This window comes from Nocardia sp. NBC_01329 (assembly GCF_035956715.1).
GTDB lineage: Bacteria > Actinomycetota > Actinomycetes > Mycobacteriales > Mycobacteriaceae > Nocardia.
This window is the reverse complement of record NZ_CP108381.1, coordinates 4,606,511-4,632,414: the sequence shown is the minus strand read 5'-3', so window position 1 is coordinate 4,632,414 and position 25,904 is coordinate 4,606,511. Positions and strand designations below refer to the sequence as shown.

General features: G+C 67.1%; 28 protein-coding genes. 16 read left to right on the top strand and 12 right to left on the bottom strand.

Annotated elements, in window-relative coordinates; genetic code table 11:
• Positions 1-6: 6 nt before the first annotated feature.
• The 7 genes from OG405_RS20920 to clpS form a co-directional block, all read right to left on the bottom strand.
• Positions 7-723, bottom strand: coding sequence for a rhomboid family intramembrane serine protease (locus tag OG405_RS20920; RefSeq protein WP_327148166.1), 717 nt, complete (start codon positions 721-723; stop codon positions 7-9).
• A 348-nt stretch (positions 724-1,071) separates the two neighbouring features.
• Positions 1,072-2,034, bottom strand: a complete 963-nt coding sequence (locus OG405_RS20915; RefSeq protein WP_327148165.1) for a PLP-dependent cysteine synthase family protein — start codon at positions 2,032-2,034, stop codon at positions 1,072-1,074.
• A gap of 5 nt (positions 2,035-2,039) precedes the next feature.
• A complete protein-coding gene (locus tag OG405_RS20910) occupies positions 2,040-2,318 on the bottom strand; it encodes a MoaD/ThiS family protein (protein ID WP_327148164.1) in 279 nt (92 codons plus the stop codon).
• Between the two features lie 65 nt (positions 2,319-2,383).
• Positions 2,384-2,866: a M67 family metallopeptidase gene (locus tag OG405_RS20905; RefSeq protein ID WP_327148163.1), complete on the bottom strand. Its 483-nt coding sequence runs from the start codon at positions 2,864-2,866 to the stop codon at positions 2,384-2,386.
• A 568-nt stretch (positions 2,867-3,434) separates the two neighbouring features.
• Complete coding sequence (locus OG405_RS20900; RefSeq protein WP_327148162.1) at positions 3,435-4,496, bottom strand: P1 family peptidase; 1,062 nt, start codon at positions 4,494-4,496, stop codon at positions 3,435-3,437.
• Positions 4,493-5,062, bottom strand: a complete 570-nt coding sequence (aosR, locus tag OG405_RS20895; protein WP_327148161.1) for an oxidative stress transcriptional regulator AosR — start codon at positions 5,060-5,062, stop codon at positions 4,493-4,495. The genes OG405_RS20900 and aosR overlap by 4 nt, the downstream gene beginning before the upstream one ends.
• Positions 5,063-5,083: 21 nt before the next feature.
• Complete coding sequence (clpS, locus tag OG405_RS20890; RefSeq protein WP_327148160.1) at positions 5,084-5,446, bottom strand: ATP-dependent Clp protease adapter ClpS; 363 nt, start codon at positions 5,444-5,446, stop codon at positions 5,084-5,086.
• A gap of 237 nt (positions 5,447-5,683) precedes the next feature.
• On the opposite strand from clpS, the gene OG405_RS20885 reads away from it, so the two are divergent.
• From OG405_RS20885 to OG405_RS20865, 5 genes are all read left to right on the top strand, one after another.
• Entirely contained in the window at positions 5,684-6,934 is a 1,251-nt protein-coding gene (locus OG405_RS20885) for a nicotinate phosphoribosyltransferase (protein ID WP_327152430.1), read from the top strand.
• A gap of 27 nt (positions 6,935-6,961) precedes the next feature.
• On the top strand, positions 6,962-7,537 hold the full coding sequence (locus OG405_RS20880) for a nicotinamidase (RefSeq protein ID WP_327148159.1): 576 nt from the start codon (positions 6,962-6,964) through the stop codon (positions 7,535-7,537).
• A 51-nt stretch (positions 7,538-7,588) separates the two neighbouring features.
• Entirely contained in the window at positions 7,589-7,924 is a 336-nt protein-coding gene (locus OG405_RS20875; RefSeq protein WP_327148158.1) for an MmcQ/YjbR family DNA-binding protein, read from the top strand.
• 344 nt (positions 7,925-8,268) lie between these two features.
• Entirely contained in the window at positions 8,269-8,928 is a 660-nt protein-coding gene (locus OG405_RS20870) for a PadR family transcriptional regulator (RefSeq protein ID WP_327148157.1), read from the top strand.
• A 182-nt stretch (positions 8,929-9,110) separates the two neighbouring features.
• The gene (locus OG405_RS20865; protein WP_327148156.1) at positions 9,111-10,319 is read left to right on the top strand and encodes an FAD-dependent monooxygenase; all 1,209 of its coding nucleotides are present in this window, start codon (positions 9,111-9,113) and stop codon (positions 10,317-10,319) included.
• Between the two features lie 70 nt (positions 10,320-10,389).
• Here the strand turns inward: OG405_RS20865 and OG405_RS20860 are convergent, their stop codons facing one another.
• The 3 genes from OG405_RS20860 to OG405_RS20850 all read right to left on the bottom strand — a co-directional run bounded on the left by OG405_RS20860 (position 10,390) and on the right by OG405_RS20850 (position 12,700).
• Positions 10,390-10,614: a hypothetical protein gene (locus tag OG405_RS20860; protein ID WP_327148155.1), complete on the bottom strand. Its 225-nt coding sequence runs from the start codon at positions 10,612-10,614 to the stop codon at positions 10,390-10,392.
• A 35-nt stretch (positions 10,615-10,649) separates the two neighbouring features.
• Entirely contained in the window at positions 10,650-11,435 is a 786-nt protein-coding gene (locus OG405_RS20855) for an HNH endonuclease family protein (RefSeq protein WP_327148154.1), read from the bottom strand.
• 578 nt (positions 11,436-12,013) lie between these two features.
• Positions 12,014-12,700 (bottom strand): phosphate signaling complex PhoU family protein, encoded by a 687-nt coding sequence (locus OG405_RS20850; RefSeq protein ID WP_327148153.1) that lies wholly within the window; start codon positions 12,698-12,700, stop codon positions 12,014-12,016.
• Between the two features lie 105 nt (positions 12,701-12,805).
• Here OG405_RS20850 and OG405_RS20845 point away from each other — a divergent pair, with 105 nt between their 5' ends.
• The 9 genes from OG405_RS20845 to OG405_RS20805 all read left to right on the top strand — a co-directional run bounded on the left by OG405_RS20845 (position 12,806) and on the right by OG405_RS20805 (position 21,398).
• Positions 12,806-13,201 (top strand): nitroreductase/quinone reductase family protein, encoded by a 396-nt coding sequence (locus OG405_RS20845; RefSeq protein ID WP_327148152.1) that lies wholly within the window; start codon positions 12,806-12,808, stop codon positions 13,199-13,201.
• 274 nt (positions 13,202-13,475) lie between these two features.
• Positions 13,476-14,357 (top strand): MlaE family ABC transporter permease, encoded by an 882-nt coding sequence (locus tag OG405_RS20840; protein WP_327148151.1) that lies wholly within the window; start codon positions 13,476-13,478, stop codon positions 14,355-14,357.
• Entirely contained in the window at positions 14,357-15,223 is an 867-nt protein-coding gene (locus OG405_RS20835) for an MlaE family ABC transporter permease (protein WP_327148150.1), read from the top strand. The genes OG405_RS20840 and OG405_RS20835 overlap by 1 nt, the downstream gene beginning before the upstream one ends.
• 6 nt (positions 15,224-15,229) lie before the next feature.
• Positions 15,230-16,234 carry an MlaD family protein gene (locus tag OG405_RS20830; RefSeq protein ID WP_327148149.1) on the top strand — a complete coding sequence of 335 codons (1,005 nt, stop codon included), beginning with the start codon at positions 15,230-15,232 and terminating at the stop codon, positions 16,232-16,234.
• Positions 16,231-17,235 (top strand): MlaD family protein, encoded by a 1,005-nt coding sequence (locus tag OG405_RS20825; RefSeq protein WP_327148148.1) that lies wholly within the window; start codon positions 16,231-16,233, stop codon positions 17,233-17,235. The genes OG405_RS20830 and OG405_RS20825 overlap by 4 nt, the downstream gene beginning before the upstream one ends.
• Positions 17,223-18,281 (top strand): MlaD family protein, encoded by a 1,059-nt coding sequence (locus OG405_RS20820; protein ID WP_327148147.1) that lies wholly within the window; start codon positions 17,223-17,225, stop codon positions 18,279-18,281. The genes OG405_RS20825 and OG405_RS20820 overlap by 13 nt, the downstream gene beginning before the upstream one ends.
• A complete protein-coding gene (locus tag OG405_RS20815; RefSeq protein WP_327148146.1) occupies positions 18,281-19,381 on the top strand; it encodes an MlaD family protein in 1,101 nt (366 codons plus the stop codon). Before OG405_RS20820 ends, OG405_RS20815 begins: the two co-directional genes overlap by 1 nt.
• Positions 19,378-20,445, top strand: a complete 1,068-nt coding sequence (locus OG405_RS20810; protein WP_327148145.1) for an MlaD family protein — start codon at positions 19,378-19,380, stop codon at positions 20,443-20,445. The genes OG405_RS20815 and OG405_RS20810 overlap by 4 nt, the downstream gene beginning before the upstream one ends.
• The gene (locus OG405_RS20805; RefSeq protein ID WP_327148144.1) at positions 20,442-21,398 is read left to right on the top strand and encodes an MlaD family protein; all 957 of its coding nucleotides are present in this window, start codon (positions 20,442-20,444) and stop codon (positions 21,396-21,398) included. Before OG405_RS20810 ends, OG405_RS20805 begins: the two co-directional genes overlap by 4 nt.
• Positions 21,399-21,488: 90 nt before the next feature.
• Here OG405_RS20805 and OG405_RS20800 read toward each other — a convergent pair whose 3' ends face one another.
• The gene (locus tag OG405_RS20800; RefSeq protein WP_327148143.1) at positions 21,489-22,310 is read right to left on the bottom strand and encodes a hypothetical protein; all 822 of its coding nucleotides are present in this window, start codon (positions 22,308-22,310) and stop codon (positions 21,489-21,491) included.
• An 81-nt stretch (positions 22,311-22,391) separates the two neighbouring features.
• Complete coding sequence (locus tag OG405_RS20795; protein WP_327148142.1) at positions 22,392-23,105, bottom strand: VIT1/CCC1 transporter family protein; 714 nt, start codon at positions 23,103-23,105, stop codon at positions 22,392-22,394.
• Between the two features lie 153 nt (positions 23,106-23,258).
• On the opposite strand from OG405_RS20795, the gene OG405_RS20790 reads away from it, so the two are divergent.
• The gene (locus OG405_RS20790; protein WP_327148141.1) at positions 23,259-25,244 is read left to right on the top strand and encodes an adenylate/guanylate cyclase domain-containing protein; all 1,986 of its coding nucleotides are present in this window, start codon (positions 23,259-23,261) and stop codon (positions 25,242-25,244) included.
• A complete protein-coding gene (locus OG405_RS20785) occupies positions 25,241-25,900 on the top strand; it encodes a Crp/Fnr family transcriptional regulator (RefSeq protein WP_327148140.1) in 660 nt (219 codons plus the stop codon). The genes OG405_RS20790 and OG405_RS20785 overlap by 4 nt, the downstream gene beginning before the upstream one ends.
• Positions 25,901-25,904 lie beyond the last annotated feature (4 nt).

Here is a 25,904-nt window from a genome sequence, read left to right as displayed (position 1 = left end):
CCGCGGTCACCGGGGTGGGGCGAGGGGCCCGGCGCGGAGTTGACGGCGGTGTCGACGTTCATCACTGGAGAGTACCCACCCGGCGAACAGTCCACCCATAGCGCCGAAAAGGTGTCCCTGCCATGATATTCCGTCCTGACCGGGCAGTACTCCCCACAGCAGTGAGCCGTAGAGGACCAGGACCACCAGCCCCAGCACGATCTGCCCCATCTGCCGGGCGAACCAGCCGCGGCAGATGAGGTAGGTCAGCCAGCCGAACACCAGCGAGGACGCACCGACGTGCACGGTGTTCTCACCGCCGGTCAGCCAGGTGCCCGCCCCGGCGACGATCCAGACGATCGCGGTGGCGGCCAGGCCCCGGCGGATCCCGGTGGCCAGGGTCAGGAAGAAGAGGATCAGCACGGGCAGGGTATTGCCGATCAAATGGTCCCAGCCGTGGTGCAGCAGCGGAGCGAATGCGATTCCGTCCAGACCGTCGACCTCGCGAGGCTCGATACCCAGCGTCCGATCGATGGAGAAGTCGATCATCGCGTCGACGACCTCGATCAGATACAGCACCAGCACGAACGCCAGGGTCACGATCCCGGCTCGCGACCAGGTACGCCGGGTCGCCGCGAACCGCCCGGCCCCCGGCTCACCGGGTGCGGGCCCACCACCCTGCGGCCGGAGTGCGGCGATACGGTCGGGGTCGAACGAAGCGCCCAGCGGTGCACCACCGGTCATACCGACATCCTCCTCGCACGCACTACTTGAGCCGACGCGTTACTCCCGAGCGTACTGGGTTCACTGCGTCGGTTCCGGGCGCCGCGGGCCGGGGCCCCGCTCAACCCTCGTTCTCAACGGTCCAGGTCCAGATCCGGGCGATGTCCGCCGAGATGGAAATACAGAGGTGTCGGGGGCGACTGCGACCGCGGTGCGTGGCTGCCTGTGCAATTCCGGTAGTCGGCATTTTCTGGCGGGGCCCGCCCCGGTTCTGGAGCGACGGAGTGAAGGAGCGCAGCGACTGAGCGGAGGAGTGAAGAACCGGGGTTAATAGGGCCCCGCCCTCGCGCGCGCCAGCGCGCCGAAAACTCAGGCCCAGAGCTGACCGTCGAGGCGTTCCTCGGCTTCTTCGAGGGTGCCGTCGTAGGCGCCGGTGGACAGGTACTTCCAGCCGCCGTCGGCGACGACGAAGGCGATATCGGCGCGGCGGCCCGCGGCGACCACTTTGCGGGCGACCCCGAGCGCGGCGTGCAGGATGGCGCCGGTGGAGATACCGGCGAAGATCCCCTCTTCTCCGACCAGTTCGCGGGTGCGGCGTACAGCGTCGTAGGGGCCCACGGAGAAACGGCTGGTGAGCACCGATTCGTCGTACAGTTCGGGGATGAAGCCCTCGTCGATATTGCGCAGGCCGTAGACCAGTTCGCCGTAGCGGGGTTCGGCCGCGACGATCTCGATGGCCGGGACATTCTCTCGCAGGAATCGCCCGGTTCCCATCAGGGTTCCGGTGGTGCCCAGACCGGCCACGAAATGGGTGATCTCGGGCAGATCGGCGAGGATCTCCGGACCGGTGGTCTCGTAGTGAGCGAGCGCGTTGGCCGGGTTGCCGTACTGATACAGCATCACCCAGTCGGGATTGGCGACCGCGATTTCCTTGGCCTTGGCCACCGCCTGGTTCGAACCTCCCGCGGCCGGCGAGTCGATGATCTCGGCGCCGAACATGGTGAGCAGCTGCCGCCGCTCCACCGACGTGTTCTCCGGCATGACACAGACCAGGCGGTAACCCTTGAGTTTCGCCGCCATGGCCAGCGAGATCCCGGTATTTCCGCTGGTGGGTTCCAGGATCGTGCACCCGGGCGTCAGCCGGCCTTCGGCCTCGGCCTGCTCGATCATGCGCAGCGCGGGGCGGTCCTTGATGGAACCGGTGGGGTTGCGATCCTCGAGTTTGGCCCACAGCCGTACCGGCTTCTCGCCCTCCCACTGCGGGGACAGGGTGCGCAGTCCGACCAGCGGGGTGTTCCCGAGGGTCGCGATCAGTGACTCGTAGCGTGCCACGGGACTTATCGGGCCCCACCCGCGACGGCCGGCAGGATCGTCACGGTCGATCCCTCGCCCACCGAGGTCTGCAGTCCACCGGAGAACCGGACGTCCTCGTCGTCGACGTAAATGTTGACGTACCGGTTCAGCTTGCCCTCGTTGAGCAGCCGCTCGGCCAGACCCGGGTGGTTGGACTCCAGATTCTCGATCACCGCGGCGAGCGTGGACCCCTGGGCCTCGACTCGCTTCTCGCCCCCGGTATGGGTGCGCATGATGGTCGGAATGGACACGGTGACCGGCATGGGTACTGCTCCTCGCTGTGTACTCGGTTTCAGTCGGAAAACTGTGATGGTCAGGCGGTTTCGTGTCAATCGCGCATGAGCGGGGGCCCTGCGTGGTGACGCTTCGCTACCGCCACCGGGCTTGACTCGCTCTTGCTGTAGGCGTCGACGATCTGCACCGGCTCCTCGGTGACCTCGCCGTCGACGATCCGGTAGCTGCGCAGTTCGTGCTGTTCGGGATCGCGGGTGGAGATCAGTACGTAGTGGGCGCCGGGTTCGGCAGCGTAGGAGATGTCGGTGCGGCTCGGGTAGGCCTCGGTCGCGGTATGCGAGTGGTAGATGACCACCGGCTCCTCATCGGCATCGTCCATCCCCCGCCAGACCTTCAACTGCTCGCCGGAGTCGAAACGATAGAAGGTGGGGGAGCGCTCCGCGTTCAGCATCGCCACGAACCGTTCGGGACGGTCGGAGCCCTCGGGCCCCGCGATGATGCCGCAGGCTTCGTCGGGATGGTCGGCGCGGGCATGCGCGACCATCGCATCCACCAGGTCGGCCCTGATCACGAGCACAATCGAACCCTTCCACCTCTTGTCACGGCCGCCGCCGACCCGTCACAGCCGACAACTATCGAGGATATTCGGGTATTCCCGGGCGCTCCGCACACCCCCTGCCGCTCCCCGCGACCGTGCCGCGACGACCTGCGCGCAATCGCCTGCGCGACGTGTCCTTCGCCCGGCCCCGAGACCGATGCCTTCGACAAGCACCGGTCGGCATTCGGTCGAGGGCCCGGACGTCCGCATCTGTCCGATCCACCACCAGCTCAACCCACCGAACCCTTCTGTCTACTCCGGATGGCCACCATCGGTGGTCGGGGCCCGCCCCGGTTCTGGAGCGACAGAGTGAAGGAGCGCAGCGACTGAGCGCCGGAGTGAAGAACCGGGGTCACGAGGGCCCCGACCACCCCGCCGAAGGCGGGGCAAACAATACAGTCGGGGCCCGCCCCGGTTCTGGAGCGACGAAGCGATGGAGCGCAGCGACTGAGCGTAGGAGTGAAGAACCGGGGTTAATAGGGCCCCGACCCGCCCCGCCGAAGGCGGGGCAGATAGACACAGCCCCGCCCCGCCGCAGGCGGGGCAATCAAACACCGAAGAGGTCGCGGTAGGCGGGGATACCGGCCACGGTGTGCGCCGCGCGGATCCCGTCGACCATCGCGCGTTCCACGCAGACCGCCGCGGCCGTGCTCAGCGCGTCGATCAACGGTAGGTCGGCCGGGAAGGCCGCGGGCAGTCGCGGCGGATCCGGCGGTGTCGCGGTACCGGTGGCCAGTGCGAAGAAGGTGTCGCCGTCGAGGGGGGAATGAGCCGGGCGCACCGCTCGGGCCAAACCGTCGTGTGCGACCGTGGCCAGCCGGCGGCAGCCCGCCGGATCCAGTGGTGCGTCGGTGGCCACTACGCCGATCGTGGTGTTGAGCACGGTGCCCTTCACCGCCAGCGCGTTCGCGGCGGCGAGTTGCTCGGCGGTGCCGGGGCGCAGCTCGAAGAACTCGGCTCCGTCGGTGCCCGCGCCCCAGGGGATCCCGGTGCGAGGATCGAAAACCGATCCGACGGGGTTGGCGACCACCAGCGCGCCCACCGTCACTCCGGCGGCTACGCCGTCGGTGAAGCGGATGCTCGCGGTTCCGATACCGCCCTTGAGGGCGCCGGCCTGGGCGCCGGTACCGGCGCCGACGCAGCCGCGCAGGAAATCGGGTCCGGCGGCTTCGGCTGCGTGATAACCGAATTCGGCGGTCGGCCGGGTGTACCAGTCGCCGACCGGCAGATCGAAGATGACGGCCCCGGGCACGATCGGTACCACCCGGGCGGGGTCCTCGGGCGACATGGGCAGGCCCTCGCCGTGCTCCTCGAGCCAGCGCATCACCCCGTCCGCGGCGGCCAGGCCGTAGGCGCTGCCGCCGGTGAGCAGGATCGCGTGCACCTGCCGCACCGTATTGGCGGGATCGAGCAGATCGGTCTCGCGGGTACCCGGCCCGCCGCCGCGCACATCGACGGCGGCGACCGCGCCGCCGGGCGCCCGGACCACCGTGCAACCGGTGGCCGCGCCGGAACCTCGGGTCGCGTCCGGGTCGAGTACCTGGTGGTGGCCGACCAGCAGACCGGAGACGTCGGTGAGCGCGTCGCGCGGGCCGGGGGCGGCGGTCACGGCGCCATCGCCTGGAGTAGTGAGTCCTGCATCCAGGTGAGCCAGTGGTAGACGTCCAGATGCGGTGCGCGTGGATCGTCGGGTGCGAACTGTTCAGGCGTGTCGGCGTCGATCTCCAGCACCACACCCAGGGCCAGTCGCACATCGGTGAGGGCGGTCAGCCAGGCGTCGGCTTCTTCCGGCGTGATCAGGACCTTGCCGCCGTCCGCGGGCAGGGTGCGGAGCACGACGCCGGCCGCGGCCAGTTTCTCGTCGATGATCTCCGGTTCGTGGAGGCCGCGTAGCGCGCTGTTCAGATCGGCTCGGTCGGCGTCGGGGGAGCCCGGTTCGGCGCGATGGAACTCGGGCAGCAGCCGGGCGAGTCGTGGATCATCGGGCGCCAAGGTGTTACCGCTGCGCAGACCGGTGAGCGCGGCGAGTTCGTCCTCGGGGGCCGAGGAGGCGCGTTCACCCAGCAGACCCGAAACCGCTCCGACCAGCGAGCGCAAGACACTGGCTTCGCGCTCGTCCATTTCCGACCGCAGTTTGAGTCCGCTCAATGAGTTCTTCCGGCTCCATTTACGCACGTCGCTACGGTAACCGTCCGATCAATCATCTCGTTGCATGGTCGCCCACAGACCGGCCGCGTGCAGGCGGCGGACATCCTGTTCCATTTTGTCGCGCGATCCCGACGATACGACCGCTCTGCCCTCGTTGTGCACCTCGAGCATGAGCTCGGTCGCCTTGGCTTTGCTGTAACCGAACAGCTTCTGGAAGATGTAAGCGACGTAGTGCATGAGGTTGACCGGATCGTCCCAGACCACCGTGACCCAGGGCCGGTCCTCTGCCTCGAGGATCTCGGTGTACTCCACTGCCTCCGGTGTCGCCTGAGGCGCCGACATCGTGACGCCGGAGGTGCCGAGGAGGACCTCTGCCGTCGGTGAGCGGGGTGCGGTGTTGCACAGGGCCATGAATTCAAGAGTACGACTCGGGGATTAATTCACAACACCCGGAGCAGGAACGATAGGCCCGGTGGGGCCGGTCGCGACGTTGCCCGCACCCGCGACACGCCGTCGCACGTGCTCGGTTCCCGGTGCTGCCCGCAGCGGGCTCCCCGCGGCTCGCGCGGGCTGTTTACAGTGACATCCGTGGACCTGCGCGACGTGTCCGGCAGCACTGCTCTGCTGACCGACCAATACGAGCTCACCATGTTGGCCGCCGCCCTCGCCGACGGTTCCGCCACGCGGCGGTGCACGTTCGAAGTGTTCGCCCGGCGCTTGCCACACGGCCGCAGGTACGGAGTAGTCGCCGGTACCGGCCGTTTCCTCGATGCGCTGGGCCGGTTCCGGTTCGGTGACGCCGAGTTGGAGATCGTCGCCCGATTCCTGGACGCGGAGACGGTCGCCTGGTTGCGCGACTACCGTTTCACGGGCGATATCGACGGCTACGCGGAAGGCGAGCTGTATTTTCCGGGTTCCCCGGTGCTCTCGGTCACCGGCACTTTCGCCGAATGTGTGGTGCTCGAGACGCTGGCCCTGTCGGTGCTCAACCATGACAGCGCGATCGCGTCCGCGGCGGCCCGGATGGTGGGTGCTGCCGCTGGGCGCCGGCTGATCGAGATGGGATCGCGACGCACCCATGAACAGGCCGCCCCGGCCAGTGCGCGGGCGGCCTACCTGGCCGGTTTTCACGCGACTTCGAATCTGGAGGCGGTTCGCCGCTGGGGCGTTCCCGGCGCGGGCACCAGCGCGCACGCCTTCACCCTGGTCCACAGCGGTGCCGACGGGGAACACGAGATCGAGGCGTTCCGCAGTCAGGTGGCCGCACACGGGACCGGTACCACCCTGTTGGTCGACACCTTCGATATCACCCGCGGGGTCGCACTCGCGGTCGAGGTGGCGGGGCCGGAATTGGGCGCGGTACGTATCGACTCCGGCGATCTCGGCGTCCTGGCCCGCCAGGTACGTCGGCAGCTGGACGACCTCGGAGCTGTGGAAACCCGGATCGTCGTGTCCGGGGACCTCGATGAATACGCCATCGCCGCCTTGCGGGCCGAACCGGTGGACGCGTACGGCGTCGGCACCCAACTGGTCATCGGATCCGGTGCGCCGACCGCCGGAATGGTCTACAAGCTGGTGGAGGTCGACGGTGTTCCGGTGGCCAAACGGTCCAGCCACAAGGAATCACGAGGCGGGGCGAAACGTGCGGTGCGGTCGGCGCGTGAGACCGGGACGATCGTCGAGGAGATCGTCTACCCGGCTACCGCCGAACGTCCGGCCCCGGCGGAATACGAGGTGCGCGATCTGCTGGTCCCGCTGGTTCGCGGTGGGACCCTGCTCGACCAGCCGACCTTGACCGAATCCCGGGAACTGGTGGCCCGTGGTTTGGTGAGTCTGCCGTGGGAGGGACTCAAACTGTCCGACGGCGAACCAGCGGTTCCGACCACATTCCTGGCCTGACCGGGTGAAGGCGAGGAGACTGAGAATATGAAACGTGCGCTGATCGTGGTGGATGTGCAGAACGATTTCTGCGAGGGCGGGGCGCTCGCTGTATCGGGCGGCACCCGCGTCGCGGAGTTGATCAGCGAATACCTGGCCGAATCCGATTACGACGCGGTCGTCGCTACCCGCGATTACCACATCGATCCGGGCTCCCATTTCTCCGAGACCCCCGACTTCGTGGACAGCTGGCCGCCGCATTGCCGGGTCGGTACCCCGGGTGCGGATTTCCATCCGGGTTTCGATACCGCTGCCGTGCAGGAGGTCTTCTCCAAGGGTGAGTATTCGGCCGCGTATTCGGGCTTCGAGGGCGCTTCGACCGCCGGGCAGACACTCACCGAATGGCTGCGCGCCCACGATATCGGCGCGGTCGACGTCGCGGGTATCGCCACCGACCATTGTGTCAGGGCGACCGCCCTCGACGCGGTGACCGCCGGTTTCACCACCCGCATCCTGCTGGGCCTGACTGCCGGCGTCGCCCCGGCCACCGTCGAGAAAGCACTCGGCGAATTGAGCGGTGCCGGGGTCGAACTCTCCGGTGCGGTGGTCACGGCCGGCGCCTGAGGCCGGTCCGTGGCGGGGCGCTTGTCACCGGGCCCGTGCACAATCGCAGCCATGAACGCCACCGGGGACGATGTCCGCGCCTATGCCCTGGCCCTCCCGGCCACTCTCGAAGAGTTCGCCTGGGGTATGCCGATTTTCCGCGTGGAACGCCGGCTGTTCCTGACCCTGCCCGAGGACGAGACCTCGATGGCGGTGCGTTGCCCGATCGTCGACCGCGACGAATTGGTGGCCGCGGAGCCGGACAAGTTCTGGATCGCGGGCCATGAGGTGAACAACGCATGGGTCCGGGTCCGGCTCGCCGCACTCGACGACCTCGACGAAATGCGGGACATCGTCCTGGATTCGTGGCGTCTCGCCGCCCCCGGCCCTCTGCTGGAAACCCATTAGAAGCCGGCCCACCCCGACTCGCACGCCCAGCGCCACGCAACCAATCGACCCGCCCGCCGCCACGCAACCAAACGACCCGTCCAGTGCCACGCAACCGTCTGAGTCGAGTTCTACGAGACACCCCGAAGGGTTGAGGCCGTCTCGCCGTTCAGGCCTGGAAGCGCATGCGCGAAGCGCGAGTCTCGAGGCCTGAACGGCGAGACTTCAGGGCCTCAACCCCCGCGCGCGCCAGCGCGCCGAAAACACAGCCCTCAACCCCCGCGCCGCCGCAGGCGGCGCCGAAAACACACCCCTTGCTGACGAATACTCGCTCACGTATATTCGTGTACGAGTAAGGAGGGTGTATGGCGAAGAAGCGCAAAGTCGGCAATCTGCTGGCCCTCGCGGTGCTCGCGGTGATGCAGGACGAAGCCGTGCACCGGTATCAGATCGCCGCCCGGCTGCGTGAATACGGCAAGGACCGGGATCTCGATATCAAATGGGGGTCGCTGTACACGGTTGTGCAGAACCTTGCCAAAGCCGGGTTTCTCGAGGTGGTGGGCAGTGAACGGGAGGGTTCGCGGCCGGAGCGGGTGATCTACCGGATCACCGAAGCCGGTCGCGGCGAACTCGTGGACTGGACCCGGGAACTGATCGCCGAGCCCGAGCCCGAGCGCGGCCGATTTCTCGCGGGTCTGTCGATACTGGCCGTGCTGCCGCCGGACGAGGTGGCCGAGCTGCTGGGCCGTCGGCTCACCGTGCTCGACGAGCAGATCGCGCAGGTGAAACAGGAACTCGCGGAGCTCACCGAGACCCTGCCCCGGTTGTTCGTCATCGAATCCGAGTACGGGCTGGCTGTTCTGGAAGCCGAAGCCGAGTGGACCCGGGCGCTGCGCACCGAACTGTGCGAGGGAACCTTCCCCGATCTCGCGGAATGGCGGGCATGGCATCGAGGCGGGCCCGGCGTGGACAGCGCCCGAGCCCGCGCCTATGTGGAGGGGGCTGATACGACGACCGGTCAGTGAATCGAGAACCGGGCTCGATGGAGGTGCGGCAACACCACCATCGAGCTCGGGTTACCGTCTCGGACCGTGCCCGCGCGAACGCACACCCGGCCACGAGTATGGCAGAACACAGGATAACCGGGTGGTCGATCACCGGGGCGGTTCGGTTGTGAATCCGAATCGAACTCCCGAGGAGTACACCCATGTCCGGAATCGAGACCGCCCTGGTGATCGGCGGCGGTATCGCGGGGCCCGTGGCGGCCACCGCATTGCGAAAGGCGGGTATCGGAGCCCGCGTCTACGAGGCCTACCCCGGCCCCGCCCACACGATCGGCAGCGGGCTGGCGCTGGCACCCAACGGGGTCGCGGCCCTGGACGTGATCGGCGCCGGAGACGCGGTGCGCGATATCGCGGTGCCGGTACCGCGGATGGCGCTGTCGGTCGGCGGCAAGATGCTGACGATGCCCGTGCTGGGCGACCAACCGCCGCTGCAACTGGTGGAGCGCGGCGAGCTGCACCGGGTGCTGTACGAGCGGGCGGTGGCGGCCGGGGTGCCGGTCGAATTCGGCAAGCGCCTGGTCTCGGCGGAGCAGACGCCGGACGGTGTCCGTGCGCAGTTCGCCGACGGCACCACCGCCACAGCGGATGTGCTGGTGGGCGCCGACGGTATCCGTTCGGCTGTCCGCCGGCTGATCGACCCGGACGCCCCTGGGCCGCACTACACCGGGATGCTCGGCTTCGGGGCCACCGTCGACTGCGCGGTCGACACCGAACCGGAGACCATCGTCTTCGCCTACGGCGCCCGCGCCTACTACCTGTACTGGCCGACCGGACCGGGCCGGGTCAGCTGGGGCGCGAATCTGCCCAGCAAGGAGTATCTCTCGCTGGCGGAGGCCCGCCGAATGCCGGCCGAACAGTGGTTGCGGATCCTGCGCGACACCTACGGCGACGACACCCCCGGCGGTCGGCTGGCCCGCGCGACCACCCCGGAACAGCTGGAGGTCGTCGGCGCGCTGCACATCATGCCGCCTGTCCCGCACTGGTACCGCGAGCGGATGGTGCTGGTCGGGGATGCCGTGCACGCACCGTCGAACAGTTCCGGTCAGGGGGCGTCACTGGCGATCGAGAGCGCGGTCCAGCTGGCCCGTTGCCTGCGGGACGTCCCCGACCCCGCCGCGGCGTTCGCCGCCTACGAGAAATTGCGCCGCCCGCGGGTGGAAGGCGTGGCCGCGCGTGCCGCGAAGATCAACCACAGCAAGACCCCGGGACCGGTGGCCCGCAAGGTGATGCAGGTATTGATGCCGATCATGGCGCGCACGGTGATGAACCCGGAGAAGACGCTCGCCGGTGAACAGCGTTACCGGATCGAGTGGGACGAGCCGGTGGGCCGCGATCTCGCGGCGATCGGATAGATCGTTCGAAGGGCTCGGCGCGCGGGGTGAACCCGGGCGCCGAGCCCTCGTGTGGACGCGTGACGGGTGGTCAGCATTCGAAGGGGATTGTGTTGCCCGCCGCATCGCGGGCGCCGATTCCCTTCGTGATCGCTTCCACCAATTCCGCACCGGTCTTCCAGGTGCGCGGCTCGTCGTCGTCCAGATTGCCGATGGTGTACCAGTCCTCGGTCTCCCGATAGCGGACGAGACCGAAACCCTCGGGATCGAGGGTGATATCGAGATCGCCGGAGATCGTCCCGGCTTCCCGGGTCATCACCGATGCCGCTTCGGGTAACTCGATGACTTCGGCTATTTGAACTCACCCCGTTCGACGCAGTCGTCCACCGCGGTGCGCAGTGCGGTCTGTTCCTCTGGGTCCACGCTCAGGCCGTACTTTAGCTTGATCTGGACATAATGTGAGATATAGCCACACCGGAAGCTCCCCGGCGGCAGATAGTGCGCGGCGTCCTGGTCGCCTTTGGAGCGATTGGCCGACGGGTCGGAGGCGATGAGGTTCACCGCGTCGTTGGCGATCCGGCGCCGCGTTTCGGTGTCGAGATCTTTGGCACCCGAGCGCCAGGCCTCTGCGAGCGGGACGATGTGCTCGGCGTCGACCGATTTTGCCTCGACGATGAATTTGTACGGTTTCAGCTTTCCGGTTTTGTTGTCCATGACGCCGTAGGCGTCCTGCCAGCCGCCGCCGGTACCGATTTTCAGATCGCAGGTCTTCGGATCGAGGGTGACCGCGCCGGCGGCATCGCGCAACATCATCACTTCGCGGATGGTGCATTTGCTGTATTGGGCGAATTCCGGGCCGAAGCCGTGTTCGGCGTCGTTGTTGTCCCAGTGCGGAAACTTGTCCCGGCTGTACCCGGCCATCCCGACCTCGGCTTTCACCGGCAGGCGGTCCAGTGCGGACCGTATTTCGGTGGCCGTGCCGGCGACGGATTTCGCGGCGCCGGCGGCGGGATCGGTCGCGGTGCTACAGCCTTCCAGAAGAAAGCCGGCGGCCAAGGCCATCGCGATCAGAACGGGTACGACGAGGGCGCCGAACTTGCGGGCTGGGGCAGGCAGGGCAGAAAGTAGCGATTTCATCGCCGGACCTCCGCGGATCGATGGGCGATGGGCTCGACGCCCTGTTCGTATTCATTTGCTGTGCGCTTCAACGAGATTCCTTGCCGAGGTACCGGGACATGCCGAGCGTCAAGCTACCGGCCGGTCAGCTAACCGAAAGCTACTGCCCGGTGTGAGATTCGGCATACCTGACCGTGAGTACCCGATGGGCGCGCGGGGTATTCCCGTTCGGTCTGGAAAGGGACCACCCCCGAGTCGCCGTGCCGGCGCCGACTCGGGGGTGGGCTTGTCACGAGCGAGGGCGATGGATCCCCGGCGCGAGTCGCGGGCCGGTTGTCCGGACCGGTGACCGCGACGCACCGCGGGGCTTGATGAGGGGTAGACCCGTGGTTTTTTCCGCGCCGAGTGCGCTCGCCGTGACGTATGGGGGGCCGGAGTGGACCCGGCCGGTCTGTCGGTATGAAGATGTAGGTGTGCGGTAGATGGTATAGGTCCCGACTCCGGGTGTACGCCGATCCGCCGTCAGGTGAAAAGCATAGGCAATTCCCATGATTGGGACGAACCGGGCCCTCGGGTCGGGCGGGGGCCTCGATCGCGGGTTATTCGGCAGCCTCCGCAGCCTCCGCAGCCTCGGCGGTCGGGAGGATCTGGGCGGTCGGCGGGATGCCGGTGTCCAGGAAGTGGATCAACCGCTCGATCCGGTCGGTGTGGTCCACGGTGCGCAGGAGTTTGTGGCCGATCAGCGCGAGTGTGATCGCGGTCTCGGTGGAGGTGCCCTCGATCGTCGACAGCGCGTTGTGCAGTTCCTGGTTGAGGATCTGCATGGCCGCCGTGCCGGTGTTGTCGGCCGGGGTGTGGCGGCCGCGGGTGACGGCGTGCTGGGCTCGGGCGGTGCATTCGGCGGTGCGGCCCGCCATCTGGGCCAGCACCCCGAGTGCGGGCGGCGGGGCGATGGGTTCGGGATGGCTCTGGTACACCTGGTCGGCTACCCGGCTGAACAACCAGCCGATCCGGGACAGTTCACCGGCGATCTGGATGGCGGTCACCACATGGCGTAGATCGCGTGCGACCGGCGCCTGTAGTGCCAGCAGGACGACGGTGCGCGCCTCGCAGGCGCCGTACATCGTCTGCAGGCGCTCGTCGAGGGCGAAGACCTCGTAGGTCGCGGTGAGGTCGGCCCCGACGACGGCATCGGTCACACGTTCGGCCGCTTCGTGGGTGATGCGGCACATCTGCGTCAGATCCGCGGTCAACGCGACGAGCTCGTTGGTGAACTGAGTTCGCACGGGGGAATTGTCACTCATGGCGCGTTCTTCGGTCGAATGATCCGACGATTCGTTCGGCCGGTCATATTCGAGGTGTGTCGGAACCAGTGGTGTTACCGTCGCCACATGACCGATATGCGGCGTATGAAACATCGCATTGTCACCACTTTCCAGCGGCATGTGGCCAATCCGCTGAACCGTAAGCGGTCGGCGCAGCAGCTGCTGGAGACGACGGGGCGGGTCAGTGGGGTGCCCCGTGTCGTACCGGTCGGCGGCCGGCGGATCGGGAACGAGTTCTGGTTCGTCTCCGAGTTCGGGGACCGCTCGGACTATGTACGCAATATTCGCGCGGACGGCCGGGTCCGGGTGCGATTGCGTGGGGAATGGTATTCGGGGACCGCGTACCTGCTACCCGACGACGACGCGGTTCGCCGGCTGGCGTCGCTACCGCGTGGCAACAGTGCGGCGGTGCGAATGATGGGCACCGACCTGCTGACGATTCGCGTCGATCTCGACGACTGAAACCGTTCGGGGATATCCGTGCGGACCGCACCGGATAATTCAGTGAAACGTGTTCCAGTTCGTTTGGGGGACTCGGGTGACGGCTCGCGCGATTTCCGGATATTGATGCGCCGGTCCCATCTGTCGTGGTCACTGTCACACTGTCGGGGATTTGTCCGTCACCGTGGGTAACGATTAGCTTCCTCTCCGTTGGCATCGATGCCGGACCGGAGAGATCACACGCAATGAATTTCGCAACAATCCGTCCCGCGAGAGCGGTACCTGGATCTCGGCCATGAGCTCCGAGCGCCGAACCGCGGCGATCGATTCCGCGGAGAAATCCGCCGAAGTCTCACGAAAATCCTCCGCGCGCGAAATTGTCCAGCAGAATTTCTCGGGCACCGTCGTGTCCTCGCTGCGTACCTTCGGCCGCGCGGTCGGGATGGCCCAGGAATCGGTCACCGGAGCGGCCTCGGATCTGGCCCGCGGCCGGTTCCAATGGCAGGAGATGCTGGTCCAGGCATGGCGGCTGGTCACAGTGACCGCCTTCCCGGCGATCCTGATGGCGATCCCGTTCGGCGTGATCGTCTCGGTACAGGTCGGCAATCTCATCCACAATCTCGGGGCCGATACGTTGCTCGGCGCCACCGGCGGCCTCGGTGTCATCAAACAGGGCGCGCCCATGGCCACCGGCTTCCTGCTCGGCGGCGCGGGCGCGGCCGCCATCGCCGCCGACCTCGGCGCCCGCACCATCCGCGAGGAGATCGACGCGCTGCACACCATGGGCATCAGCCCGGTGCACCGGCTGGTGATACCTCGGATGGTGGCGATGCTGTTGGTCGCGCCACTGCTCAATATCCTGGTGATCTTCGTCGGCGTCATCGCCGGATACCTGGTCGCGATAGGTGGCCAGGGGGTCACACCCGGTTCCTACTGGGCGACGTTCGGTTCTTTCACTACCGCCGCCGATGTCTGGGTATCGCTGCTCAAAGCCCTCATCTTCGGATTCCTGGTGGTGGTCATCGCCTGCCAGCGCGGCCTGGAGGCCAAGGGCGGACCTCGCGGTGTCGCCGACGCGGTGAACGCCGCGGTGGTGCTGTCGGTGGTGTCGATCGTGATCGTCAATCTGGCGATGACCCAGGTGACCGCCATGTTCCTGCCCACCAGGCTGGCGTGATGGCGGCGACCTCCTATGCCCCGAAAGGGCTCGGCTTCCTCGCGCGCTACTTCCGGCGCGGCAGTCGCATCCTGGGCGCGGTGGATTCGCTGGGCTTCGTACTGGTCTTCTGCTGGCAGGTTCTGTCCTCGATACCGCTGGCGTTGCGGCGGTATCGTGCCGAGACCCTGCGGATCATCACCGATATGACCTGGGGCCGCGGTTCGGTCATCGTCGGCGGCGGGACCGTGCCCATGATGATCGTGCTGGGCCTGGTGATCGGCGCGTCGATCGGCGTGGAATCGTTCGCCACCCTGGACATGCTGGGGATGGGCCCGGTCACCGGGATCGTCTCGGCGTTCGCGACCACGCGGGAACTGGCACCCATCGCCGCCGCGGTGGGTTTCGCCGCGCAGGCGGGCTGCCGGATCACCGCGGAGATCGGTGCCATGCGGATCTCCGAGGAGATCGACGCCATCGAAGCGCTGGGGTTACGGTCGGTGCCCTTCGTGGTGACCACCCGCGTCATCGCCGGGGCGATCGCCATCGTGCCGACCTTCCTGATCGCGCTCATCGGTTCGTATTTCGCCTGCCGTGGCCTGATCACGCTGGTGCACGGCCAGTCAGCCGGGGTCTACGACCACTACTTCTTCCAGTTCATCGCCGGATTCGACATCGTCGCGGCCACAGTGAAGGTCGCGGTCTTCGGCGTCGTGGTGATCTGTGTGCACAGCTACTACGGTTTCTTCGCGACCGGCGGACCCGAGGGTGTCGGTATTGCCTCGGGCCGCGCCGTCCGCGCCAGTTTCGTCGCCATCATCGCCATCGATATGGTGCTGACCCTTGTGCTGTGGGGCTTCGACTCGGCGATCAGCTTCACGGGATAGGGACAGATGCCGAAGTACGGAATGCCCGGGGTCGCCGCCGATCCGCGCAGTGCGCGGCGGATCGGTGTTCTGGTGGTCGCGGCGCTGGTGGTGCTCGCCCTGGCCGGTTACGGGTACCGGGAGCTGACCTCGGACGCCGGCTTGCGGATCGCGTTGCGGACCGAGCAGATCGGTGACGGTGTCGTGGCCGGCACGCTGGTGCGTATCGATGGCGTCCAGGTCGGTTCGGTCACCGATATCGCTTCCGCCGGGCGGGGCACCCAGGAGATCGCGCTGACCCTGGACCGGGACCGGCTGCACGGGATCGACGACAGCATGCTGGTCGACTACGCGCCGGCCAACCTGTTCGGTATCAGCGAGATCGAACTGCGGCCGGGCGCGGGCGGCGGACCCCTGGAATCCGGGGCGGTGGTCGATCTGACCGGTCGCCGGGCCGCCGATGTGTACGACGCGACCATGGGCGCGCTGCTGCGCAGCCTCTCGCAGTCGGGCGAGACGGTGTTCACCCCCGATATGGCCATGGTGATCTCGCAGGCGGCCGCCGATGTCAAGGCGTTCACCCCGTTGGCGGAGGCACTGATCACCGCCGGTCGAGTGATCGCCGACCACCAGTCGATGCCCGCGAACGAACTGGTGGGACGGCTGGGGCCGGCGTTCCAGGGCGGCGGGCAGTTCGCCGGGGCCACCATCGAGGTGCTCGACCGGATAGTCGATATCGATGTACTGCGCACCGACCGCGCCGATTTCGACGCGGGCGTGAAGGCGCTCACCGGCGATATCCTGCCGACCCTGGCCGCCACCGCGCACAGCGCCGGGCAGCTGTCCGGGTACACCGATTCGCTCGCGCCCACATTGAACCTGCTGGCATTGGCCGTGCCCGACCCACAACAGTCCGCCGCCGACCTGCGCACCCTGCTCACCCGGCTCGGGCTCGCGTTCGAGGAAGGCCCCGACGGCCCGGTACTCGATGTGGATGTCGAACTGGACGGCACTCCGGGAGGCGTGCGATGACGGCGCGGCGTGCCGCCTGGCGGCTGGCTCTCTTCGCGGCGGTGATGGGACTGGTGCTCGCTCTGGTGATCGGTGCCATCGAACGACCTGTCGACGGCGAGACCGAAACTCATCACGCCCTGTTCACCGACGCGAACGGCCTGAAGACCGGTGACGATGTGCGAATGTTCGGCGTGCAGGTCGGCAAGGTCGAGGCCGTGACGCTGGCGGGCGACAAGGCGAATGTCCGGCTGACCGTCACGACCGATACCCCGGTCTACGACAACAGCGCACTGGCCATTCGCTACCAGAACCTCACCGGCCAGCGCTATATCGACCTACAGCAGCAGCCGAATCCCGGAGTCCGGCTGGACGACGGCGCCACGGTCGGCCCGGAGCAGACCATCCCGTCATTCGACGTGACCAGTCTGTTCAACGGTTTACAGCCGGTTCTGGCGACCCTGTCGCCCGAGGCCCTCAACCAGCTGACCGAGAGCCTGCTCGCGGTGATCGAGGGCGACGGTGCCGGTATCGGTCCCGCCCTGGACGCCATCGGCACCCTCAGCGAATATGTCGGTGACCGGCAGCAGGTGATCGGCACGCTGGTCCGGAACATGTCCGACCTGTCCGAGCGAGTGGGCGGCCGGCTGTACCACCTGGTGCCACTGCTGGCCCGGCTCACCGATATCTTCCAGGCGCTACAACGCAATGTCGGCGGACTGGCCGATTTCGCGATGAGCGCGCCCTCGGTTCTCGAACCGGTGGATCGGTTGCTGGCCGCGGCGGGTCTGAGCCCGGAAGCCGGCCCCGATATCGACGCGATGATCCGGAGTCTGTTCCCCGATCCGCAGCAAGCCGTCGAGGTCTTCGGCCGTCTGCCCGGGCTGTTGGCCGCGGTGGACACCTCGTTTCCGCGCACGGTGGCGGGGTTCCGGCCGGAGTGCGGAAAGGGCACAGCCGAGGTGCCGGCCCCGGTGCGGGTGCTGATCGGCGGACAGCGGGTGGCGATATGCAACGGGTGAGCCTCACGAAGTGGACGGCGGCACTGGGCCGCTGGTTCGACCGGGACCAGCTGATCACCGACGAACCCACCAGACTGCGCAAACAACTGCGACTGGGGATTATCGGAGTATGCGCGGTGGCCGCGCTGGCGGTGACCGTCGGAGCGTTGTACACGGTGCCGCTGGGAAAGCGGACCTACACCGCCGAACTCAGCGAGGCGCAGTCGGTCAAACCCGGTGACGATATCCGTCTGGCCGGGGTGCCGGTGGGCGAGGTGAAATCGCTCGAGCTGGAACCGGATCGGGTGACCATGCGCTTCACCGTCGACCGGGACGTCTTCGTCGGCGACCGCAGCTCCCTCGATATCCGGATGCTGACCCTGGTCGGCGGACATTACGTCGCGCTGTTCCCCGCGGGCAGCGAAGAATTGGGCGATACTCCGATTCCCGCGGACCGGGTCCGGCTGCCCTACAGCCTGATGGAGACCTTCCAGGACGCCACCACGCCGCTGCGCGAAACCGACGGCGACACCCTGCGCCGCAATCTCGTCGCACTCGACACCTCCATCGACGCTGCCCCGGAATCGCTGCGCAGCGTGTTGGATACGGTCGGTAGTTATCTGGACGCCATCGAACGCCAGCGCGCCCAGGTCTCCGCCGCCATCGCCACCGCCGACGAGTACGTCACCATGTACGACGGCGCGAAAACCGATCTGGGCCGGTTGATGGACAACGTGAACCTCATGGAGACAGTGCTGCTGGACAAGCGCGCCGAACTGAAACAGGCTCTGGCGCTGCTGAGCTCGGTGGTTCAGCGGGTGAGCGTGCTCGCCCCGGCTTGGGACAGCACCGTGCGGCCCAAGGTCCAGCAACTCGCCGCGGCGCTGCCGCGCCTCCAGGAATACGGCGATCAGCTGGAGCCGATGATCGTGTCGGCGCAGAGCCTGAGCACGAAACTGCGGGAACTGGTCGGCCCGGACGGCGGGGTGCGGATCGACCGGTCGGGGACGACAGTGACCGCGCCGGGCGCCGTCGTCTGTGTGCCGCTGCCCGGGAAGGCGTGCTGATGCTGAAGAAGATTCTGGGATCGCCGGGCTTCATGTCGATCGCCGGGGCGATGGTGTTGGCACTGGCCGTGACCGCGGCGTATGTGATCGCGTTCCAACCGCTGAAGCAGACCCGGGCGTACTGCGCGATCATGCCGGACAGTATCGGTCTCTACCAGGGCAATCAGGTTTCGATGCGAGGTATCGCTGTCGGCACGGTGACCGGTATCGCCCCTGAGGGCGCGAAGGTGCGTGTGGATTTCGAGGTCGATGCCGACCATCCGCTCTACGCTGATTCCGGCGCGACCACCGTCTCCGACACCGTGGTCGCCGATCGCGAACTGGCGGTGCTGGCGAGTGGGAAGTCCACCGAGGAGTGGAATCCGGGACAGTGCGTGACCAAAACCCTCACACCCAAGAGCCTGACCCAGACCGTCACCGCGCTGGCGGAATTGTCCGATCAGATCGGCGGTACCGCCGATCGGCCGAACGCGCTGGCCGGCGGGCTGGACGCCCTCGACACGGCTTCGGCCGGTACCGGACCGCAGATCAACCATCTGATCGATCAACTCGGCCGGGTCCTGGAATCACCGGACGCCGATATCGCCCATCTGGCCGGGATCTTCGACGCCTACGCGTCGGTATCCAACAAGGTCGCCGAGCACTGGGGCGATCTGAAGCTGATGCTGACCAGGCTCGCGCCGACCTTGAACCAGGCGCACAGCGAACTGCTCGCCCCCGGTATCACGTTGTTCGACGGCCTGCGTGAGATCCTGCCCGTGCTCGACGATCTCACCGTCATCCTGTCCGATCCGCTGATGGTTACCTTGGACAACCTGGTGCCCATGGTGAAGCTTTTGCGGGCGAACGTGGGGTCGCTGACCGAAATCGTGCGCACCACTCCGGTATTGGTATCGGCGTTCCGGACGGTCGCCGATCCGGCCACCGGCGCGCCCGGACTCACCTACGCGCCGCCTCGGGTGGCGATCCCGCAGACGAACGCCGAACAGGTGTGTGCGGCGGTGAACGCGGTCTCGCCCGGCCGTTGCGCGGGGGCGGCGAACGGCATGGTCGATCTGGATCTGATGCAGCTGGTGCTGGGATCGGTAGGTGCTCGATGACCGCGCGGATCGTCCTGGACCGCACCCGGTTGCGGCGCGGGCTGGCCGCGTGCGGGCTGGCCGTTGCCCTGGGTATCTCCGGTTGCGCGTTCGATCCTTCCGATATCCCGGTGCCCGGGGCCGTGGTCGCCGGGGACAGCTACCGGTTGCGGATCGAGTTCACCAATGTGCTGAACCTGCCGGCCCGGGCGAAAGTGATCGCCAACGGTGCCCAGGTCGGCAATGTGGACAAGGTCGAGGTCGTGCCCGGTGACGCCGCGGGGCCGGGATATGTGGTCGTCGAGATAGAGGTGCAGGATTCGGTGGAGTTACCGGCGACCACGGTGGCCGAGCTCCGGCAGAACACCGTCCTGGGCGATATCCATATCGCGCTGACCACTCCACTCGACGGATACGACACCCTGCTACGCCCGGGCGACACCATCACCCGCGAACACACCCGGCCGCCGGTGCAGCTCGAGGACACCATGGCCGCGATCGCGTTCTTCGTGAACAGCGGTTCGGTGGGGCAGTTGCAGGACATCGTCAACCGCGTCAATTCGGTATTGCCCCAGGATCCGGCGGAAACGAAACGGATCGCGCAGGTCCTGGCCACCGATACGGTCGATCTCGCGGCGCATCTGGACCAGGTCGACCTCCTGCTGAACGGCGTCGCGTCGAACGCCGAGGTGATGCACGGAATCCAGGACGAGCTGGACAATATCCTGCGGCCCGAATCGGTTCAGCAGATGAACGCCGCCACCGGATCCATCGCCGGAGTGACCGAGATCTTCGGCGGACTCGGTCCGGTCGGCGGATCGCTGGCCTGGCTGGCGCCGATCGCCCAGTCCGGTGGTGCGGCCGCCACGGCCTTGATCCCGCTGGTGACCGGAGGTCCGCTCGATCTGCGGCAGCCGTCGAATCTGAACCTGCTGGTCGCGCTGTTGCGGGACAAGGTGATTCCGTTCGTGGAGAACGGAGCGCAGGTGAATGTTCGATCCGTACACGCCGGAGATCCGCTGTCCACCGGCGATCAGGTGCATCGGATCATCGAAACCCTGCGCATGATCGGAGCCGTGCGATGAAGATCGGGCCACTGGCATCGCTGGGCGGTATCGCGGCCATCACCGTGCTCGGCGCGAGCTATCTGACCTTCGGAGTGGTCCGTGCGGACCCGTTCGCCGACTACCTGAATGCCTCCCTGGTGCTCGACGATTCCGGCGGTCTCGGCGTGGGGTCGCCGGTCCTGCTCACCGGTATCGAGGTCGGCCGGGTGACCTCGGTGGACCGCGTCGCCGACGGCGTGGAAGTCGGCTTCCGGGTCGGCGATTCGCATCACCTGCCCACCGACAGCGTCGTCACCGTGGAACACCTGTCGGCGCTGGGTGAGCCGTATGTCCAGTTCGCCCCCAAGACCGGCGCCGGCCCCTATGTGCGAGACGGACAACGGCTGGAATCGGAGGATATCCACAGCCCGCTGTCCATTCCGGAAGCCGCGCGAATGGTCACCCGGACGATGAACCAGCTCGACCCGGCCACCATGGGATCGCTGGTGCGGACGTTGCGCGACGCCCTGCACGGCACCGACGCCGCACTCCCCGAACTCACCCGGGCCGCGGATCTGCTCGCGGCGACGATCATGTCCCGGGAACCGCGGATCGCCGAACTGCTCGACAATTTCGAGACCGCCGCCGCCGACAGCGACTGGTCCGGCCCGGCCACCTCGGCCGCGGCCACCGAGTTCACCCGGTTCGCCGAAGTGCTGGACGATTTCGTCGAGGCGGTGGGCAGGTTCACCGGTGCCGAGGGGTCACCGGAGCGGTACCTGAACGACGGCGGCCTGGTGCCGTTCCTGCAGCGTCTGCGTGAATTCCTCGACGAGGCCGGGCCCGAACTTGCCGCCCTGCAACCCGGGCTCGTCCCGCTCACCGACGCATTGAACGGTTCGGTGTCGCAGTTGGATATCGGCAGTCTGCTCGGCCAGGCGTTGCAGAGCACCACCGACGATTCGGTGCGACTGCGGGTCGGGGTGAAATAGCGGCGGGCGGGCGCGTGGGATGCGTCGCGGGAGGAGGCTGCTGTCAGGGTGCCGTGGACCGTAGCTGCCCCGCGCCACCGTGCGGGCCGGTCAGCCTCGGGAGCTCCGAGGCTGGTCCGGGGTATCGGGATTCGCGCGGTCGAGAATCGCCTGGGCCTCGTTGTCGACATCGCCCAGAGCCGAGATCAGGTCCAGCGCACCCAGTTCGAACGGTGTCTCCTCGGCCATCTGCCGCAGCTCGGCCAGGACGGATTCGATATCGTCCTCCGCCGCGGGGCGACGTCTCGGGTCCGGCGCCTCGACGGGCTGCCAGGCGATGGCCTGCTGCCACCACGGGTCACCGGTGGCCCAGGCCCAGATCGTCTTGCGCACCAGCGTCGAATCGTCGGTGTAGAGCTGGAAGAACGCGTCGAGATCGCGATGCTCCATTTCGAATATCTCCTCCGGTAGTCGACGCGCGCGGATATGGCACATGGGGGCGCGGATCACCTTCAGGGCTGGATCGCGCGGGTCCGGGGGAGTTTCCAGGATCTCGTCGAGAATGCTCTCGGTGAGATAGGGCAGCCGGAAATCGCCCGTGGTCACCGGGACTCGGGCGGCTCCCCGTGGGTTGTAGAGGCGGCGGGTGGCGACATCCAGCACGGCCAGGTCGCGGTCCGCGGTGAGGGCCAGCAAGGCGCGCAGACAGTCGAAACGATCGTCGATCGTGGCCTCCAGCAGTGCCCCACGGGCGTCGGGGCGCCGGTACACCCGCAACCCGGTGCCGGAGCGGTGGATCAATGTGCACACGACCCCGACCGGCTGCGGCGGCGGAGTCGGCTCGGGTGCACCGGCCATGGACTGATAACGCTCGTACGCCTGTAGGGCCGATTCGATCCCGGCCGCGGGCAATACGGCGAAAAGAGAACTCACCCGCCAAGTACAGCAAAATATGCGACTCGGCGCTGGTTCACTTCACAAGAATATCGCTCCGGCAACAGAATTCGTGGCAGATCAGATACCGGTGACGTCCGCGAACTGCCCGATCCCGTAGGTGACCGCCATGGCGAGCGCCCCACCGATCACTACCCGAGCCACGGCCCGGGCCCGGCTGCTGCCACCGAGGCCCGCACTGATCGAACCGGTGAGCGCCAGGGCGAGCAGGACCGCGATCATGGTGACCGGTATGCGCGCCGGTGTCGGCGGCAGCAGGATCGCCAGCAGCGGCAGCAGCGCGCCGACAGTGAAGGAGATCGCCGAGGACAGTGCGGCATGCCACGGATTGGTCAGTTCGTCGGGATTCAGACCCAGTTCGGCTTCGGCGTGCGCGGCGAACGCGTCGTAGGCGGTGAGCTCTTCGGCCACCTTCCGCGCGGTCTCCGCGGACAAGCCCTTGGCGTGGTAGATCGCGGTGAGTTCATTGAGCTCATCGGCCGGATCCTGCTCCAGCTCCCGGCTCTCCTGCTCGAGCAGGGCCTTCTCCGTATCCCGCTGGGTGCTCACCGATACGTACTCGCCGACCGCCATGGAGATGGCACCCGCGCTTATCCCCGCGATGCCCGCGGTGAGAATCGTGTCGGTGTCCGACGACGCGGCAGCGACTCCCACCACGAGGCCCGCGGTCGAGACGATCCCGTCGTTGGCGCCCAGCACCCCGGCCCGCAGCCAATTGAGTTTCGCCGCCAGCCCGGTCTGCGGGAGGTACCTGCCCTCCGCTGCCTCGGTCATAGCCGCACACTATGCGAAAAGATCGAGGCGAGGGCCGGCCTGCCGGGCATGTGTCGTCCGCGTACGACCGGTCCGGGCTGCCACGATATGCCGCGCCGACGTGATCAGCTGTTCCTGTTTCTCTCCGGCGAACCGCGCGGTAGCGTTCCGGTGGTGTCGAAGGTCAAGGTTCTGCTCTGGCTGGGACATGTCGCACTACCGGCCGTCGGGCTATGGCTGCTGGTATCCCGTCCCGAACTCGACATGGACCACGAGCACCACGGGACACATTTCTGGTTGGTACTCACCGCCGCCGCCATCGCGATGGCCCTGGGCGTCATGTTGTTCCGGGCCGCACGGATGCGCCGGGACGCCAGGTTGATCCTGGTGTCCCTGGTATTCCAGTTCAGCGCGGGTTTCCTCGGCTTGCACGCATTGGCCACGCCCGGCGTGATCCTGCCGACGCCGAACGCCGGATTCGTCTATTCGGTACCCGTCGGGCTCGGACTCGGCGGTATCACCGCCCTCGCGTCGTCGGTGGAATTCGGTCCCGCCGCTGCCGCTCGGTTGCATCGGTTCGCATGGCTGCTGTCCGCACTCCCGACACTGCTACTCGTAGCGTGGGCGGTGGTATCGATGGCACAGCTGCCGTGGCTGGATCACGCACCCGATCCGGCGGAGGCCAGGGGACCGCTGATCGGGGTGGCTTTCGCCGGATCGGCGTGCTATCTCGCCGCGGCATTCCGCTACGGGCGCCAGTACCTGCGTCGACGGGGCGTGGTGCTGCTCAGCGTACTCACTGCCTTCGTGCTGCTGGCCGAGGCGCTTTTCGCCGTGGGGTTCAGTCGCAGTTGGCATACCTCATGGTGGGAATGGCATGTGCTGATGCTGGCTGCCTTCGTACTCATCTCCGGTAGCGCGCACCTGCAACTCCGGCGTGAGGGTTCGGCGCTCGGACTCTTCGACAGCGTCACCCTGCACCGGACCATGGCCGGGCTGGAGCGCGACTACACGCACGCCCTCGACGAGATGGTCGACGCGCTGCGCGTGCGCGCCGAAGGCGGCGTCGCCTCGACCGAGCCGCTGGGAGCGGTCGGAGCGCGGCTGTCCAAGCGGTTCGGGCTCACTGAACGCCAGGTCGCGGTGTTGGAGCAGGGCGCCCACGCGCTGGGCAGCGAGCGGGAGCAGGTCCGTCGGCTGGGTCTGCTGGCGGCGATCGGTGAGCAATCGAACGTGATCCGCGGCGAACAGGAACTGCTCGCGGAGGTGTTGCATCTCGTTTCGGCGGCGTTCGAGCGGGATCGATTCCGGCTGGGGCTGGTCCGAGGCGGCGAACTGACCTTTTCCGACGGTGGACCCGCCGATCCGCAGTCGGAGGCGTTTCCGCTCGTTGTCAAGGGCAGCTGGGCCGGAATGCTCGAGGCGCGACGCGAGTGGGGCCGCTTCGGCGACACCGAGTACGCGATGTTGCGATCGTTCGCCGACCGGACATCGGTCATGTTGGAGAATGCTCGCCTGTATCAGCAACTCGACGGGCTGTTCCGTTCCTATATGTCGCCCACGGTAGCGACCGCGCTGATCGCCGACCCGTCCCAGGCCGGGCTCGGCGGCCGGATCACCGAGGTCAGCGTACTCATGGCCGACTTGTCGGGGTTCACGCCGTTTGCCGAGTCGGCGACCCCGGAAGCAGTGGTACACATGCTGAACACGTATTACGGTGCGATCGTGCCGACGATACTGAACTGCGGTGGGACGGTCATCCAATTCGTCGGCGACGCGGTGATGGCCCTTTTCAACGCGCCGACTCAGCAACCGGATCATGCGCTGCGGGCGGCCGGCGCGGGACTGGCGCTCCAGCGGGTGGTCGCCGAAACGGCGGCTCAACATCCCGATTGGCCACGTTTCCGGGTCGGAGTCAATACCGGCCCGGCACTGGTCGGCAATATCGGTGCCCCGCAGATGCGCAATTACACCGCGATCGGTGATACGACGAATCTCGCCGCTCGATTGGAGAGCTTGGCGGAACCCGGGACCGTGGTGATCGGTTCGCTGACCTGCGCGTACCTCGGCGCGCGTGCCGAGGTACGCAGCCGTGGCGCAGTGACTGTCCGAGGCCGGAGCGAACCGGTGACCTGCTATGTGCTGGATGGATTACGGTGACCACCGATTTCGAGATACTCCGTGGTCTGCCCGAACCGGAACGGCGCGAAATTCTCGCCTCGTGCATACTCCGCCGGTACAAGCGCCGGGAAGTCCTCTGCCACGAAGGCGATCCCGGTGACTGTCTGCATTTGATCAAATCCGGCCGGCTCATCGTCCGGGTCGCCACCCCGTTCGGGGATACCGCGACATTGACCATGCTCGGTCCCGGCTGTTCGTTCGGCGAACTGGCAGTGCTCGACAGCAGCGCCCGCCGTACCGCGACAGTCGAAGCGGTCGAGAATGCCGAGACGTTGACCTTCAGCCGCGCCCAGTTGGCGGCACTGCGCCGGAGTTACCCGGAGATCGACCGGGTCATGATAGACACATTGGCTGCTCAGGTGCGGCGGCTCTCCGCTCAGGTGCTCGAGGCGTTGTATCTACCGGTCGAAACCCGGGTGGTGCGACGTCTGATCGACCTTGCCGGAATCTACGGAGGCTCGACGGCCATTGCGGAGATCCGGCTCAATCAACAAGATCTGGCATCCATGGCGGGAACCACCCGGGCCACGGCGAACAAGGTACTGCGCGACCTGCAACAACGCAATATCCTCGTTCTGACCCGTGGCCGTATCACCGTGGTGGATCGGGCGGCGCTGGTTCGCTCCGCCCGCTGAAAGC